Source organism: Kitasatospora sp. cg17-2, from assembly GCF_054031055.1.
Genome location: NZ_CM132923.1, coordinates 1,881,043 through 1,894,589 on the forward strand (window position 1 = coordinate 1,881,043; position 13,547 = coordinate 1,894,589).

Below are 13,547 nucleotides of genomic sequence, written 5' to 3' on the forward strand. Positions count from 1 at the left end.
CGATGGGTCGTATGAGCTGATGGCCTAGTGTTTGCTGAACGAAGGAGGCCGCATGTCACGCGATACCGCCGAAGCAGAGACGGGGATGAAGGGGATCACGTTTCCTGCCTGGCACGGAAAGCACTACGTGACCCTGGCCGAGCTACTGGTTCGCCTCGGCAGCTTCGGTCTGGACCTGACGTGGCGCATCGAATTCGATGAGATCGTCGATCCTCGCTGTGTCGAGATGGAGAGGAGGTCCGCCGACGCAGGCATGGACACGTTGACGCTGTTGTCGTTGACGACGCCCTTCCTTCAGTTGATCGACGCCGAAGCACGTGGGTTCGCCGGGGACGAACTCATGCTCGTCCTGACCGAATTCGACAGCTCTTTGTGGGATGTCAGGGCTGTCGACGAGCGCGTACTCAACGAACTTCGCCACCACTACCCGGGTGCCACGGACCTCTGACCCGGGGCGCTTCACTCCGGACGGAACCATAGACGGATCGTGGCCGCGCCGCCCGGCTCCACGGCCCCGCCGGGAGCGGCGGCGAGGAGTCGGCGGCGGGTGCTCAGTACAGCTTCTTCACCGCGGTGTTCAGGGTGTTCTTCCACGGGATCACCGGCGGATCGCCCCAGTAGCTCTGCCACAGGACCAGCGTCACCGTGTCGCCGTCGCGGCCCACGCCCCACAGGTAGTTGTAGTCGGGGCGCTCGGTGGCGTTGGAGTCGAAGGTGTGCATCCCCTGAAGGAAGGCACCCTCCTCGACGTTGATCACCCCGTGGTCGAAGTAGGTCGCGGTCACGCCGGGCCGCTGCGGGGCGTGCGCGCAGGCGATGTAGTCCTGCCGGGCCTTGTCCGCGAAGGCGACGGCCTGGGCCTCCGCGTCGAAGACCGCCACCTTCTGCTGGGCGAACGCGGTCTCCGCGGTGGTGAAGTCACGGTGCCACACATTGACTTCGGCCGGCTCGGCGGGCCAGCCCACCTGACAGTCGAAATCCTCGCCCCACCCCCGGGTGGTCGGGTTGGCGCGCCACGACTCGGTCTTCGGCAGGTCGGAGATGTACAAGGTCCCCGGCTGCGGCCGCCACTGGTCGGCAGCCGCCGCCCGCCCCGGAGCCACCCCGGCCCCCAGGGCCCCGACCGCCAGCACCGCGACCCCCACCGCGACCGCGCCCCCACGCATACGTGCACGTACCCCCGTGGCTTTCCTTCCTCTGTGCGCTTCAATCACCCCGTTCCGCCCCGAACCGGGGCAGACTCCCCTTCACGGTAGGGTGTCAGCCCCCGTGCGGCAGGACCTTTCGGTCGGAATGACCGAAAAATCCAAGGCTGTTGACCGAGAACACGGCCAGTGCGGCAACCGCAGACGCAGCAGCCGTCGCCCGGACCGGGCAGGTGGAACCGCGGACGGGCAAGCAGCCACCGCTCGATGTCGAGCGTCTTGTGGTCGTGCCGGCCCGGACGTAGTCGTGGCTGCGGCGGTTCGGGAACACCAGGCACCATCGGCAGGACCGGTCCAGGGCCTGGACTGCGACATCCCCGTCGCCACCGCCACCGACCTCGCCGACCAGTGCGTCGCGTTTTCCCCTCCGATGCCTGGCAATCCTTCGTCACAGGTGTGCAGGCAGGCGAGTTCGGCACCGTCTGACCCGAACTTCCGCTCGGGACCCACGCGCCGCCAGTGCCGCATCAGGGGACGTTCGCCCTTCCCAAAAACCGACAGAGGTCGGAGCAGTGCGGTTCCCAAGGCCGTAGAGATGGGTTCGGCGTCGGGATCGCGCTGCGGCAGAATGGCCGCCCCCCGCTGGCGGAACGTGCCAGGATCCTCGGATGGAGATCCGTCGTGTCACTCAGGTCGAGGCGGTCGACGCCGCTGGACATCTCTTCGACACCGCCCCAGGGCGGGAGGCAACTGAACGGTTCCTGACGGACGAGCGCCATCATCTCCTGATCGCCTATGTGGACGACGTCCCGGCGGGGATGGTCACCGGTGTCGAGATGACCCATCCGGACAAGGGAACCGAGATGTTCCTGTACGAGCTGGGCGTGGACGAGTCGTTCCGTGAACGTGGCGTCGGCCGGGCTCTGGTGTCGGCGCTTGCGGACCTGGCACGTGAGCAGGGCTGCTACGGCGTGTGGACGATCACGGACGAGGAGAATGCGGCGGCACTGGCGACGTACCGCCGCGTCGGCGGGGTCCCGGAAACGGGGCAGGTGGTACTCACCTGGGCATTCGATCAGCCGTAGACCGACGCTGCGGGTCTCCGTCAAGCCGGCCCGGTGGCTGAACGCGTGCCGGTCGTGACCTACCCGCCGCGCTCCGGAAATGATCTCGCTGCCCGACGTGGCCGGGACTACGGTGGCGGCATGCCGATCAGCGTGAATGTGCGGACATACTCCGGAGAGACCCTGGCAGCCTGCACCCACCCGGCGATCGGTGGCCTGTGCCGACGAGCCGCGACGCTGGCCTTGCCGATGCTCGGTCACGTCGATCCCTATGACGACACCCGGTTCAACAAGTCGCAGATGCGGCTCCTGGTCCCGGAACTGAAGGCGCTGATCGACAACACTTCAGCACCCGAGGCCGAGGCAGCAGCAGAAGTGCTTGCCCTGGCCGAGCAGCTCGAACACAAGCCGCACCGCTACCTCGTCTTCGTCGGCGACTGAAGATCACTCCTCGAACAGCGCCTAGAGCCGCACGGCGGGTCCCACCAGGGGGCGGAGGGTGGGAGGGACAACAGCGGACTGGCGGAGCGGGGCCGGGAGGATGCGGTGCAAGGGCGACGGGACTCCACCCCTCCGGGACCATTCGTGCGGGTAGCCGAGCGACACCTCGTGGAACGGGACGCCGTCCGCGCGCACCGTGCGTGGGATGTGCAGGTGCCCGTAGACCACGGCAACGGCGTTGAAGCGCCGGTGCCAGTCGGCCGTCTGCTCGGTGCCGCACCAGAGGGCGAACTCGGGGTGGCGCAGCAGGTAGGTCTGCTCCCGCCGCAGCGGGAAGTGGTTGACCAGCACGGTCGGCAGCGCCGGATCCAGAGCCGCCAGGCGGCGCTCCGTCACAGCCAACCTGGCCTGGCACCAGCTCTCCCGGTCCGGGAACGGGTCGGCGTGGAGCAGCAGTTCGTCCGTGCAGACGACCCCGGCCGCGTGTGCGGCGGCGAGCGCCGCGTCCTTGGTGGCGGTCCCGCGCGGGCGGAACGTGTAGTCGTAGAGCAGGAACATCGGCGCGACCGCGACCGGGCCGTCCGGGCCCGGCCACAGCGCGTACGGATCCTCCGGGGTCAACACGCCCAACCCACGGCAGAGTTCGACCAGCGCGCGGTAGCGGGCGTCGCCGCGCAGCCGGACCGGGTCGTCCGGGAGGGTCCAGAGTTCGTGGTTGCCGGGCGCCCAGATCACCCGGGCGAAGCGGGAAGCAAGCAGTTCCAGGGCGCCGGCGATCTCGTCGAAGCGTTCGGCGACGTCGCCGGCCACGATCAGCCAGTCCTCGTCGGTGGCCGGGCGCAGCGCCTCCAGCACGGCGCGGTTTCCGGCGTGGCCGACGTGCAGGTCGGCAACCGCGAGCAGGTTCGGCGCGCTCATCGCGCGGCCCCGACCGGGGCGGTGGCGGCGAGCAGCCGGCGGGTGTAGGGGTCGGCGGGCTCCGCGAAGAGCCGGTCGACGGTGGCGGTCTCGACGAGCCGGCCGTCCTTCATCACCGCGACCCGGTCGGCGAGGTGCTGGACCACGCCGAGGTCGTGCGAGATGAACAGCAGGGCGAGACCCAGCTCGCGGCGCAGGTCGGCGAGCAGGTCGAGGATCTGCGCCTGCACGGAGAGGTCGAGCGCGGAGACCGGTTCGTCGCAGACCAGCAGCGCCGGTGCCGGGGCCAACGCCCGCGCTATGGCGACGCGTTGGCGCTGGCCGCCGGAGAGTTCGGTCGGGCGGCGGGCCAGCAGGGCGGCGGGCAGGCCGACCTGGTCGAGCAGTTCGGTGACCCGGCGACGCCGTTCCTCGCCGCGCGGGACCCCGGTGCGGGCGACCGCCTCGGCGACCAGGCGTTCGACGGTGAAGCGCGGGTCGAAGGAGCCGAGCGGGTCCTGCTGGACGGCCTGGATGCGCAGCCGGTCGGCCCGCCGTCCCCGTTCGGTGAGCGCGCTCCAGGGGCGGCCGTCGAGCTGGACGGTGCCGGTGTCGGGGCGTTCCAGGCCGAGCACGATCCGGGCCGTGGTGGTCTTGCCGGACCCGGACTCGCCGACCAGGCCGAGGGTTTCACCCGCGTGGAGCCGGAAGGAGACGTCGCGGACGACGGGGCGGCCGGCGAAGGAGCGGCCGATCCGGTCGACGTCGAGGAGGGGGGTGCGGTCGGCGCCGTCAACAACGGTCGGGGCCGGATCGGGCTCGCGGACCGAGAGCGCCGAGGCACCGACCGCCGTCGGGTGCCAGCACCGCGAGCCGAGCGCGTCGACCGGCGGGAGGGTGCTGCGGCAGGTGTCGTCGGCGGCGGCGCAGCGGGCGGCGTAGGGGCAGCCGCCGGGGGCGGCGGCGGGGCGGCCGGCCGGTTCGGGGGCGAGCCGGGTGCCCCGGGTGCGGGCGCCGGGGACGGCGGCGAGCAGGGCGCGGGTGTAGGGGTGGCGCGGTTCGGCGAGCAGGCGTTCGGCGGGGCCGGTCTCGACGATCCGGCCGCCGAACATCACCGCCACCCGGTCGGCGAGGCGGCCGACCACCGACAGGTCGTGGCTGATCAGCAGGAGGGCGGTGCCCTTGCCGCGGAGTTCGTCGAGCAGGTCGAGGACCTGGGCCTGGACGGTGACGTCCAGGGCGGTGGTCGGCTCGTCGGCGATCAGCAGGTCCGGTTCGGCGGCGAGCGCGGAGGCGATCAGGGCGCGCTGGCGCAGGCCGCCGGAGAGCTGGTGGGCGTACTGGGCGGCGCGGCGTTCCGGTTCGGGGACGCCGGTCCGTTCGAGCAGGGAGCGGACCCGGGCGGGGAGTTCGGCGCGGGCGGCGAGGCGGTGGACGCGCAGCGGTTCGGCGATCTCGGCGCCGACGGTGCGCAGCGGGTCGAGCGAGACCAGGGCGTCCTGGAGGACCAGGCCGATCCGCCGTCCGCGCACCGCCCGCCACTGGGCCTCGGTGAGGGTGGCGAGGTCGAGGCCGTCGAAGGCGAGCCGGCGGGCGGAGACGGCGGCGGGGACGCGGCCGCCGGCGCCGGTGAGGCCGACCAGGGTGCGGGCGGTGACGCTCTTGCCGGAGCCGGACTCGCCGACCACGGCCAGGCACTCGCCCCGGTCGAGGGCGAAGGAGACGTCCTGGACGGCGCGCACCGGGCCGAAGCTCACGTCGAGGCCCTCGACGGCGAGCAGGGGCGGGGAGGACTCCGGGGTGCCGGGGGCGGCGGGGTGCGTCATGCGTCGGTCCTCCGGGTGAAGCGGGCCTGGGCGCGGCGGCCGAGGACGTTGACGACCAGGGCCGTCGCGGTGATCGCGGCGCCCGGGAAGACGCCGACCCACCAGGCGGTGGCGAGGAAGCGCCGCCCCTGGGAGAGCATCGCGCCCCACTCGGGGCTGGGCGGCTGCGGGCCGAGGCCGAGGAAGCTGAGCCCGGCGGCGGCGATCAGCGCGGTGCCGAAGCCGACGGTGGCGAGCACCAGCATCGGCCCGACGGCGTTCGGCAGCACGTGCCGGACGATCAGCAGCGGGCGCGGCAGGCCGAGTCCGACCGCCGCCTCCACGTACCCGGAGCGGCGGACGACCAGGGTCTCGGCGCGCACGATCCGGGCGTAGCCGGGCACGAAGGCGATCGCGATGGCGAGCATCACGTTGAGCGAGCCGGTGCCGAGCACGGTCACCGCCAGCAGGGCGAGCAGGATCGGCGGCAGCGAGAGCAGGATGTCGGCGAGGCGCATCAGGACCTGGTCCGCCCAGCGGCCGCCGAGCGCGGCGGCGAGGCCGAGCAGGGTGCCGCCGGTGATGGCGAAGGCGGTGGCGCCGAGGCCGAGCAGCAGGGACGGCCGGGCGCCGTGCAGGACGCGGGCGAAGAGGTCGCGGCCGAGCTGGTCGGTGCCGAACCAGTGCGCGGCGCCGGGCGGGGTGAGTGCCTCGACCGGGTGGGTCTCGATGGGCGAGGCGGAGGTGAGCAGACCGGGGGCGAGTGCGGCGAGCAGCAGCAGGGCGAGCGCGGCCAGGGCGAGGAGGAGGGCGAGCGGGGGCCGCCGACGGGCGGACGCGACCGGGGCCGGGGCCGGGGCCTCGGGCGTCTTGAGGAGCGCGGCGTCGGGCGCGGCGTCGGGACCGGGGGCTGAGTCAACAGTGGTATGGGCCATAGCGGTTCAGTCGGTCCTCAGCCGTGGGTCGATGACGAGGTAGAGCAGGTCGACGAGGGCGGAGATCACCACGAAGACCAGCGCGGAGAGCAGGACCAGCCCGATCACCAGCGGCAGGTCCTTGTTGGTGGTCGCCTGGAGGGTCAGCGCGCCGATGCCGGGCCGGCCGAACACGGACTCGACCAGCACCGCCCCGCCGAGCAGCGATCCGGTCAGCCAGCCGGTGAGGGTGACCACCGGCACGGCCGCGTGCCGCAGCGCGTGCCGCAGCACCACGGCGGCCGAACCCACGCCCCGGGAACGGGCGGTGAGCACGAACGGCTGCCCGAGCGCCGTCTCCAGTCCCTCGCGCAGCACCTGTGCGAGCATCCCGGCGACGGGCAGGGCCAGCGTCACGGCGGGCAGTACCAGCGCGACGAGGCCGTCGTCCCCGGCGACCGGGAAGATCCGCAGCTGGAAGGAGAACGCGGTGAGCAGCAGGATCCCGATCCAGTACGAGGGGCTGGAGACGGAGAGCAGTTCGGCGAAGGAGCTGAGCGCGCGCAGGGCGGGCCGGCGGCCGGCCGTGCCGACCGCCGCGAGCAGGGCCAGCAGGACGGCCAGGGCGAGTGCGGCGGCGCCGAGTTGGACGGTCGGGCCGAGCTGGTCGCCGATCAGGTCGACGACCGGGCGCTGCAGCTGGTAGGACTCGCCGAGGTCGCCGGTGAGCAGGTGGCCCAGGTAGGTGAGGTACTGCACGGGCACCCGCCGGTCCAGGCCGTACTGCTGCTGGATCGCCGCCTTGACCTCGGGGGTGGCGGCGGTGCCGGGGCCGAGCATCACGGTGACCGGGTCCCCGGGGACGAGCTGGAGCGCCGCGAAGGCGACGGTGGCGGCGCCGAGCAGGACGGCGGCCGCGCCGAGCAGCCGCCGCGCGGCGGCCCGCAGCAGGCGCGGGGCGCCGCTGCGGGCCGGCGCCGGCGTGACCGCCGGCTCCGCGAACCCGGTGGTTCCGGTGCTCACTTGGCGAGCCAGGCGTCGTGGAAGGCGAGCCAGGTGTTGGGGTCGGCGGTCAACCCGCGGACCTTGGCCGCGGTGCCGACCACGGCGGTGCGCACGTACAGCGGGACGATCAGCCCGAGCTCGATCGCGCGCTGCTGCGTCTTGGTGTAGACGTCCTGGCGGACGGCCTTGTCGAACGTCCCCTTGCCCTTGGTGGTCCACTCGTCGAGCTGGGCGTCCTCGTAGAAGGTGGCGTTCTGGCCGCCGGTGGAGGGCTTGCTGGCGCTGTTGAAGTAGAGCCGCAGCACGTCCGGGTCGAAGCGGGCCCAGCTGTAGTCGGCGATGTGCTCCTTGCCGCCGTAGACGTTGGCGATGTAGGTGCCGATGTCCAGCCGGGGGCGGGTGACCTCGACGCCGATCTTCTTCAGGTCGGCCTGGATCGCCTGGCCGAGGGTCTCGCGCTGCTCGCGCACGAACTCGGCGGGCGGCAGCGGCCACTCCAGCGAGAGCCGCTTGCCGTCCTTGGTGCGGTAGCCCTCGCCGTCACGGGCGGTCCAGCCGGCCTCGTCGAGCGCCTTCTCGGCCGCCGCCTTGTCGTACGGCCAGGACTTCTCCAGCGACTTGTCGTAGTACGGGGTGCTCGGCGCGATCGGGCTCCAGGCCCGCTTGTAGACGCCGAAGTAGACGGACTGGATGTCGGTGTCGAGGTCGATGCCGCGCTGCACGGCCTTGCGGACCTTCGGGTCGTCCAGCGGCGCCTTGGTGGTGTTGAGCACCAGCGCGTAGTTGGCGCCGGGCGCGTCGGTGGCGATGGTGCGGAGCTTGGGATCGCCCTGGACGGTGCGCACGTCGGCCGGCGGGATCGGCTCGGCGACCTGCACCTGTCCGCTGCTGAGGGCGCCGACCCGGACCGAGTCCTCGGTGAGGAAGCGGATGGTGAGCTTCTCCAGGTAGGCGGGGCCCTGGTGGTTGGCGCTCGGCGGCGCCCAGTTGTAGTCCGGGTTGCGGGTGAAGACGGCGCTCTGGCCCTTGGTGTAGCCGGTGAACACGAACGGGCCGGTGCCGACGTCGGCCGGGCCTCCCGCGCCGAGCTTGGAGCCGTTCTCCTTGATGGCCTTCGGCGAGTAGAAGCCGAGGTAGGCGGTGCTGGCGGCCTGGAGGAAGGGCGCGAACGGCTCGGAGAAGTTCACCTTGACCGTGTGCGCGTCGACCACCTCGGTCCCCGTGTAGGGGCCGAGCAGGCTGGCCGCGTACTGGGACTTGGTCTCCTTGGCGACGATCCGGTCGAAGTTGGCCTTGACCGCCTCGGCGTCGAAGACCGTGCCGTCGGTGAACTTGACGTCCTCGCGCAGGTGGAACGTGTAGCTCTTGAGGTCCGGCGCGATCTCCCAGGACTTGGCCAGCCAGGGCTGGAACTCGCCCTTGTCGTCCTGGTGGACGAGGGAGTCGAAGACGTTGCGCTGGATGGCGCCGGTGATGTCCTGCTGGCTGACGTGGATGTCGAAGGAGATCGGCTCGACGTCGGTGGCGTACGTCAGCGCGCCGCCCTGGACCGGCTTCTCGTCGATTCCGGCGGCGCCGGCCGTCGCGGCCGCACCGTCGCCGGAGCCGGTGCCGGAGCTGCAGCCCGCCAGGAGCAGCGCTCCGGCGGTGAGGGCGGCGAGCAGCGGAAGGGGCCGGGGCCCGGTGATGGCCATGCTGGTGACTCCGTCGGGGTACGAGGGGCGGTGGGAGGAATACCGGGACGCTATCGACGGGCCGACGGCGGCGAACCCCTACCGGACCCCTAGCGCACCCTTAGGCCCTCTCGTCCGGACCACAACCGGGCGGTCGCCCCCCGGGGCCGCACGGCGGGTGTGCGCGGCCCCGGGGATGCGGCCCTCCTCGGCTCGGCACCGGTCACAGGTTGACGGCGGCCGCGGTGTCGTGGAGCTCCTGTGCGTCCATCTCGGCGACGCGGGTGGCGAAGAACCAGGAGTGGCCGAAGGGGTCCTCGAGTTCGGTCTGGAGGTCGCCGTGGAACTGCATCTCGACCGGGCGGACGACGCGGGCGCCCGCGGCCGCGGCCCGTTCGGCGAGGGCTTCGACGTCCGGGACGAAGACCATGAGGTTGACCGCGGTTCCGCCGATCGTCCGCGGGCTGCGGAAGCCGTACTCCGGGTACTCGTCGCGCAGCATGAAGACGGCGCTGCCGATCCGGAACTCGGCGTGGGCGATCCTGTCGCCCTGGCGCGGGATCTCGATCAGGACGTCCGCGCCGAAGGCGTTCCTGTAGAAGTCGATCGCCGCCCTGGCGTCGTGGACGTTGAGGTACGGGACGCCGCCCTTGTACTCGTCGGGCACCGGGTTTGCCATGGTCTTTCCTTTCGCCGTTGCTGTGCCTCCATCCTCGGCGGCCGGCGCACCGGCAACAACGACGGAATCCGAAAGGATCGTTAACCCTGGAGTTAATGATCGGGGCCGGCCGGGCGCGTCGGCGGCCGTTCCGGTCACCGGCCGAGTTCCGCCCGGAGGAGGTCGGTGAACGCACGGACGCGGGTGGTCCCGGCGGCGGCGCTCCAGACCGGTCCGTACGCGATCGGAGGGAGGTCGGCGATCGGGATGTACACGATGTCGGGGCGGCTGTGGTGCCGGACGGCCTGGCCGCCCACGATCGCCATGCCGGCGCCGGCACCGACCAGGGTCAGCAGTTCCTGGCGCGAGGTGAGCGTGTGCGTCCGCTGGACGGGCCGTCCGCTCGGGGTCCTCGGCGGCACGAGGGCGTCGAGCAGGTACGCGGGCGCGTCCGCGGGCACGAGGACGGTGTCCCTGGCGAGGTCCTCCACGGTCACGTGGTCCTTGCCGGCGAACGGGTGCCCGGCGGACACGGCCAGCATGCGTTCGTCGCGCAGGAGCTCCGGTCCGACGGCGAGGTCGGGCTCGTCCACCGGGAACTCGGTGATCTGAAGGTCGAGCTCCCCGGCCCGCAGGGCGCCGAAGGCGTCGGACAGGTGCACCTCGCGGATGCGGACCTCGCACTCGGGGTGGTGGGTGCGGAACACCGCGGCGGCGGCCATCACGGCCTCGCCGACCAGCGGGCTGGAGAACCCCACCCGCAGGACGCCGGTGAAGCCCCGCCCGGCGGCGACCGCCTTGGCGATGCCCTCCTGGATGAGCCGGTGGCCGGCCCGGACGTCGTCGCGCAGCGCGCTGCCGACGGGAGTGAGCGCGACGTGCCGACTGGTCCGCAGGAACAGCACCACCCCGAACCGGCGCTCCAACTGCTTGACGGTCTGGCTGACCCGGGCGCCGCTCACCCCCAGCCGCTCGGCCGTGCGTCCGAAGTGCAGTTCCTCGGCCAGGGTCAGGAAGATCTCGATGTCGCGCCGTTCCATGATCCGTAGGCTAGTGGCCGTGTTTTGTCGGGTGGTGTCGGGGCTGCCGTCGGTCGGCGGTCCGGGGAGGGGCGAACAGCGTGGCACTGGCGAAGAAGAGTTCCCGCCGCATCGTGGTCGACGGCGTCGAGTACCGCTGGCGGGTGCGACGGAACGACCGGTGCTGCGAGTACCACCTCGGCACCCTGGGATACGTGGTGGAGGAGGCGGCCCGTCCCGGGACGGTGCTCGTCGTGGACACCGGCCGACCGGCCGTCATGGAACCGGGCACGGTGCGGGCCGAGCTCGTCCTGCCCCGCGAGGTCGCCGCGGGTGTCCGGGCCGCGCGGTCGAACGGCTGGACGCCCGGCTCCGACGGCTCGCCGTTCAAGCTGCGCCTCTCCGCCCCCTGACCGGGGCCGTAGCGCGGGCGGGGGTCAAGAAATGGCTTGCCGCGCCGACACCTGTCTGTCACCGTTCGGCCTGGATCGACAGTTGATCATCGGCGGTCGGTCGATGTCGGCGGGTCGGCCACCTCTTGGGAATCCACCGAGGAGGTAGAGGTACGACGGGAACCGGTGCCATGGGGAACAGTTACGAGGACGAGTGTCGCCGGTCGTTGGCCGAGGAGCAGGCGAGGAGCCTGGCCGGGACCAACGACTGGGAGCATGTGGACAGGGCGCGGGTCCACCAGGACTGGGACGTCCTGTACCGGGAGATCACGGTCTTCCTGAACGACGGCGCCCTGCCCGGGGACCAGGAGGTCCAGGAACTCGTCCGCAGGCACTTCGACATCGTCTGCCGGTTCTACATCCCCTCCAGGGAGGCCTACGTCGGCATGTCGCTCTTCTACGCCGAGGACGAGGCCATGAGGGCGTTCCACGATTCCTACCACCCCGGGATGGTCGACTTCCTGGGTGCCGCGATCAGGGTGTTCGCCGATCAGGGGGCCGGGTTCGCCCCGGGGGCGGGATCCGGGGCTCCGGTGGGGCCGGGCGGCACCGGCCGCTGACACGCGTCGGCGGGTGCGTCCGGGCCGGGGTCCGGGCGCACCCGCCGTTGCGTGGGGCTCAGGCCCGGTGGTGGCGCTGGAGCGGGTAGCGGGGGACGGAGCGGCGGTGGGCGATCCGCCAGCCGTCCGGGGTGCGGGTGTACACGTCGAAGTAGTCGCCGTTGTGGACGCTGCCGTCCGGCAGGATCGCCAGGTAGCGGCTGCGGCCGCGGAAGGTGCCGTCCTCGTCGACGGTGAAGACCGAGTCCAGGGTCTGGTGGTCCGGGTGCTCCGGGCCCAGGTCGCGGGCGAACACCCGGATCTTCTCCAGGCCGGTGAACACCGCGCCGGTGCGGGTGAGTTCGATCACCCCGTCCTCGGCGAACACCTCGGCCAGCGCCTGCGCGTCGGCATTGTCGAAGACGTGCGAGAAACGGGCGAGCAGCTGGCGCAGCTCCTCGGCGTCGGCCGGGGTCGGGCCGGTCGTCATGGGCGGTCTCCTGAGGGTTGTGGTGGTGCGACAGGTGGATGAGTGGGTGGTCGGTGGAACGGGGCCGGGCCCGGCCGAAGGGGAGAAGGAAGCGGCCGGGCCCGGGGGCAGGTGGGCGGGGTCAGACGATGGCCGGGGCCAGCTGCTGGACGATGCCCAGGCGGTCCGGGAGCACGTTGTAGCGGACGACCTTGTTGTCCCGCACCGTCAGCCAGCTGATGCTGTGGCCCACGAAGGAACGGCCGGTGGCCGGCACGCCGAAGATCGGTCCGACGTGGGTGCCCTCGATCCGCCAGAACGCGATCACCCGGTCCCCCTCGGCCACCAGGTCCTCCACGGTGGCCTTCACGTCACGGACGTTCTGCCACAGCCAGCGCAGGTGCTCCTCGAAGTCCGCGCGGGTGCCGCTGCCGCCCGGGCCGACCCGGGTCTCGTCGGCGGCGTCCTCGGCGACCAGCTCCTCCAGCAGCTCGACCCGCTGGCCGGTGACCAGCTCGTGGTAGTACCGCTCGACCAGGGCCTTGTTCGCCTCGATGCTCATGGCTTCTCGCTCTCTTCGGTGGACGGAAAATCGGGATGGAAAGGAAATCGGTGGTGGTGGTACTCGCTGCGGATCAGCGGGACGGGGCCGCCGGCGGCGGGAGCAGGATGCCGCCGTTGGCGCTCAGCCCGCCGTCGACCGGGACGGTGACCCCGGTGACGTAGGAGGCCGCCGGGGAGGCCAGGAACCAGACCACCTCGGCCTGTTCGCTCGCCGCCCCCCAGCGCTGGGCCGGGATCCGGCGGGTGATGAAGGCCGAGAACTCCGGGTCGGCGACCTGCCCGGCCGTCAGACCGGTGACCGTGCCGCCGGGCGCGATCGCGTTGATCCGGATGTTCTGGGCCGCGTAGTCGATGGCCGTGGCGCGGACCAGGTTGATCACCGCCGCCTTGGTCGCGTTGTACGCCCAGGTCCCCGGGTCGCCGCGCAGGCCGGAGACGGAGGAGGTGGCGACGATCGCCCCGCCGCCGGCCTCCCGCAGCGCCGGTACGGCGGCGCGGATCCCGAGCACCACGCTGCGCACGTTCACCTGGAACAGCCGGTCGAAGCGGTCGATCGCGCCCGGCGCCTCCAGCGGCCCGCCGCCGCCCGTCCCGGCGTTCAGGACCGCCGCGTCCAGCCGCCCCCACCGCTCCTGGGCGAGCGCGACCGCGCGGAGGTTGGTCTCCTCCGACGACACGTCACCGGCCAGGGTCACGACGCCGTCGATACCGGCGAGCGCGTCCAGGCCCGCCTTGTCGACGTCCACGGCGACCACGCGGTGGCCCCGCTCGGCGAACAGCCGCGTCGTCGCCTCGCCGATGCCCGACGCCGCGCCGGTGACCAGTACTACGGGGTGGGTCATGCCTGTGTCCTTCCTCAGGTTCCTCAGGGGATCGGTGGTGCCCGCGGTCCTCGCGGCACC

Annotated in this window: 16 protein-coding genes; 5 read left to right on the plus strand and 11 right to left on the minus strand. The window is 72.2% G+C overall.

What is annotated here, in order from left to right; all coding sequences use genetic code 11:
- The first annotated feature begins 52 nt into the window (after positions 1-52).
- On the plus strand, positions 53-448 hold the full coding sequence (locus ACW14Y_RS07525; RefSeq protein ID WP_380441683.1) for a hypothetical protein: 396 nt from the start codon (positions 53-55) through the stop codon (positions 446-448).
- Between the two features lie 103 nt (positions 449-551).
- Here the strand turns inward: ACW14Y_RS07525 and ACW14Y_RS07530 are convergent, their stop codons facing one another.
- Positions 552-1,166, minus strand: coding sequence for a hypothetical protein (locus ACW14Y_RS07530; RefSeq protein WP_456986297.1), 615 nt, complete (start codon positions 1,164-1,166; stop codon positions 552-554).
- A 647-nt stretch (positions 1,167-1,813) separates the two neighbouring features.
- On the opposite strand from ACW14Y_RS07530, the gene ACW14Y_RS07535 reads away from it, so the two are divergent.
- A complete protein-coding gene (locus ACW14Y_RS07535) occupies positions 1,814-2,230 on the plus strand; it encodes a GNAT family N-acetyltransferase (RefSeq protein WP_456986298.1) in 417 nt (138 codons plus the stop codon).
- Positions 2,231-2,350: 120 nt separating this feature from the next.
- The gene (locus tag ACW14Y_RS07540; RefSeq protein WP_456986299.1) at positions 2,351-2,650 is read left to right on the plus strand and encodes a hypothetical protein; all 300 of its coding nucleotides are present in this window, start codon (positions 2,351-2,353) and stop codon (positions 2,648-2,650) included.
- A 21-nt stretch (positions 2,651-2,671) separates the two neighbouring features.
- Here ACW14Y_RS07540 and ACW14Y_RS07545 read toward each other — a convergent pair whose 3' ends face one another.
- The 7 genes from ACW14Y_RS07545 to ACW14Y_RS07575 form a co-directional block, all read right to left on the minus strand.
- Positions 2,672-3,568, minus strand: coding sequence for a metallophosphoesterase family protein (locus tag ACW14Y_RS07545; protein ID WP_456986300.1), 897 nt, complete (start codon positions 3,566-3,568; stop codon positions 2,672-2,674).
- The gene (locus ACW14Y_RS07550) at positions 3,565-5,373 is read right to left on the minus strand and encodes a dipeptide ABC transporter ATP-binding protein (protein WP_456986301.1); all 1,809 of its coding nucleotides are present in this window, start codon (positions 5,371-5,373) and stop codon (positions 3,565-3,567) included. The genes ACW14Y_RS07545 and ACW14Y_RS07550 overlap by 4 nt, the downstream gene beginning before the upstream one ends.
- Entirely contained in the window at positions 5,370-6,287 is a 918-nt protein-coding gene (locus tag ACW14Y_RS07555; protein WP_456986302.1) for an ABC transporter permease, read from the minus strand. Before ACW14Y_RS07555 ends, ACW14Y_RS07550 begins: the two co-directional genes overlap by 4 nt.
- A 6-nt stretch (positions 6,288-6,293) precedes the next feature.
- Positions 6,294-7,289, minus strand: coding sequence for an ABC transporter permease (locus tag ACW14Y_RS07560; protein WP_456986303.1), 996 nt, complete (start codon positions 7,287-7,289; stop codon positions 6,294-6,296).
- On the minus strand, positions 7,286-8,965 hold the full coding sequence (locus ACW14Y_RS07565; protein WP_380303227.1) for an ABC transporter substrate-binding protein: 1,680 nt from the start codon (positions 8,963-8,965) through the stop codon (positions 7,286-7,288). The genes ACW14Y_RS07560 and ACW14Y_RS07565 overlap by 4 nt, the downstream gene beginning before the upstream one ends.
- Before the next feature lie 202 nt (positions 8,966-9,167).
- Positions 9,168-9,623 carry a VOC family protein gene (locus ACW14Y_RS07570; RefSeq protein ID WP_456986304.1) on the minus strand — a complete coding sequence of 152 codons (456 nt, stop codon included), beginning with the start codon at positions 9,621-9,623 and terminating at the stop codon, positions 9,168-9,170.
- Positions 9,624-9,757: 134 nt separating this feature from the next.
- Positions 9,758-10,642, minus strand: a complete 885-nt coding sequence (locus ACW14Y_RS07575; RefSeq protein ID WP_456986305.1) for a LysR family transcriptional regulator — start codon at positions 10,640-10,642, stop codon at positions 9,758-9,760.
- Positions 10,643-10,722: 80 nt separating this feature from the next.
- On the opposite strand from ACW14Y_RS07575, the gene ACW14Y_RS07580 reads away from it, so the two are divergent.
- Both ACW14Y_RS07580 and ACW14Y_RS07585 read left to right on the plus strand, forming a co-directional pair.
- A complete protein-coding gene (locus ACW14Y_RS07580; protein ID WP_375924981.1) occupies positions 10,723-11,034 on the plus strand; it encodes a hypothetical protein in 312 nt (103 codons plus the stop codon).
- Between the two features lie 170 nt (positions 11,035-11,204).
- A complete protein-coding gene (locus tag ACW14Y_RS07585; RefSeq protein ID WP_456986306.1) occupies positions 11,205-11,633 on the plus strand; it encodes a TipAS antibiotic-recognition domain-containing protein in 429 nt (142 codons plus the stop codon).
- Between the two features lie 58 nt (positions 11,634-11,691).
- Here the strand turns inward: ACW14Y_RS07585 and ACW14Y_RS07590 are convergent, their stop codons facing one another.
- The 3 genes from ACW14Y_RS07590 to ACW14Y_RS07600 all read right to left on the minus strand — a co-directional run bounded on the left by ACW14Y_RS07590 (position 11,692) and on the right by ACW14Y_RS07600 (position 13,487).
- On the minus strand, positions 11,692-12,102 hold the full coding sequence (locus tag ACW14Y_RS07590; protein ID WP_456986307.1) for a nuclear transport factor 2 family protein: 411 nt from the start codon (positions 12,100-12,102) through the stop codon (positions 11,692-11,694).
- Positions 12,103-12,223: 121 nt separating this feature from the next.
- Positions 12,224-12,643 (minus strand): ester cyclase, encoded by a 420-nt coding sequence (locus ACW14Y_RS07595; protein ID WP_030398551.1) that lies wholly within the window; start codon positions 12,641-12,643, stop codon positions 12,224-12,226.
- A 73-nt stretch (positions 12,644-12,716) separates the two neighbouring features.
- The gene (locus ACW14Y_RS07600; protein WP_456986308.1) at positions 12,717-13,487 is read right to left on the minus strand and encodes an SDR family NAD(P)-dependent oxidoreductase; all 771 of its coding nucleotides are present in this window, start codon (positions 13,485-13,487) and stop codon (positions 12,717-12,719) included.
- Positions 13,488-13,547: the final 60 nt, after the last annotated feature.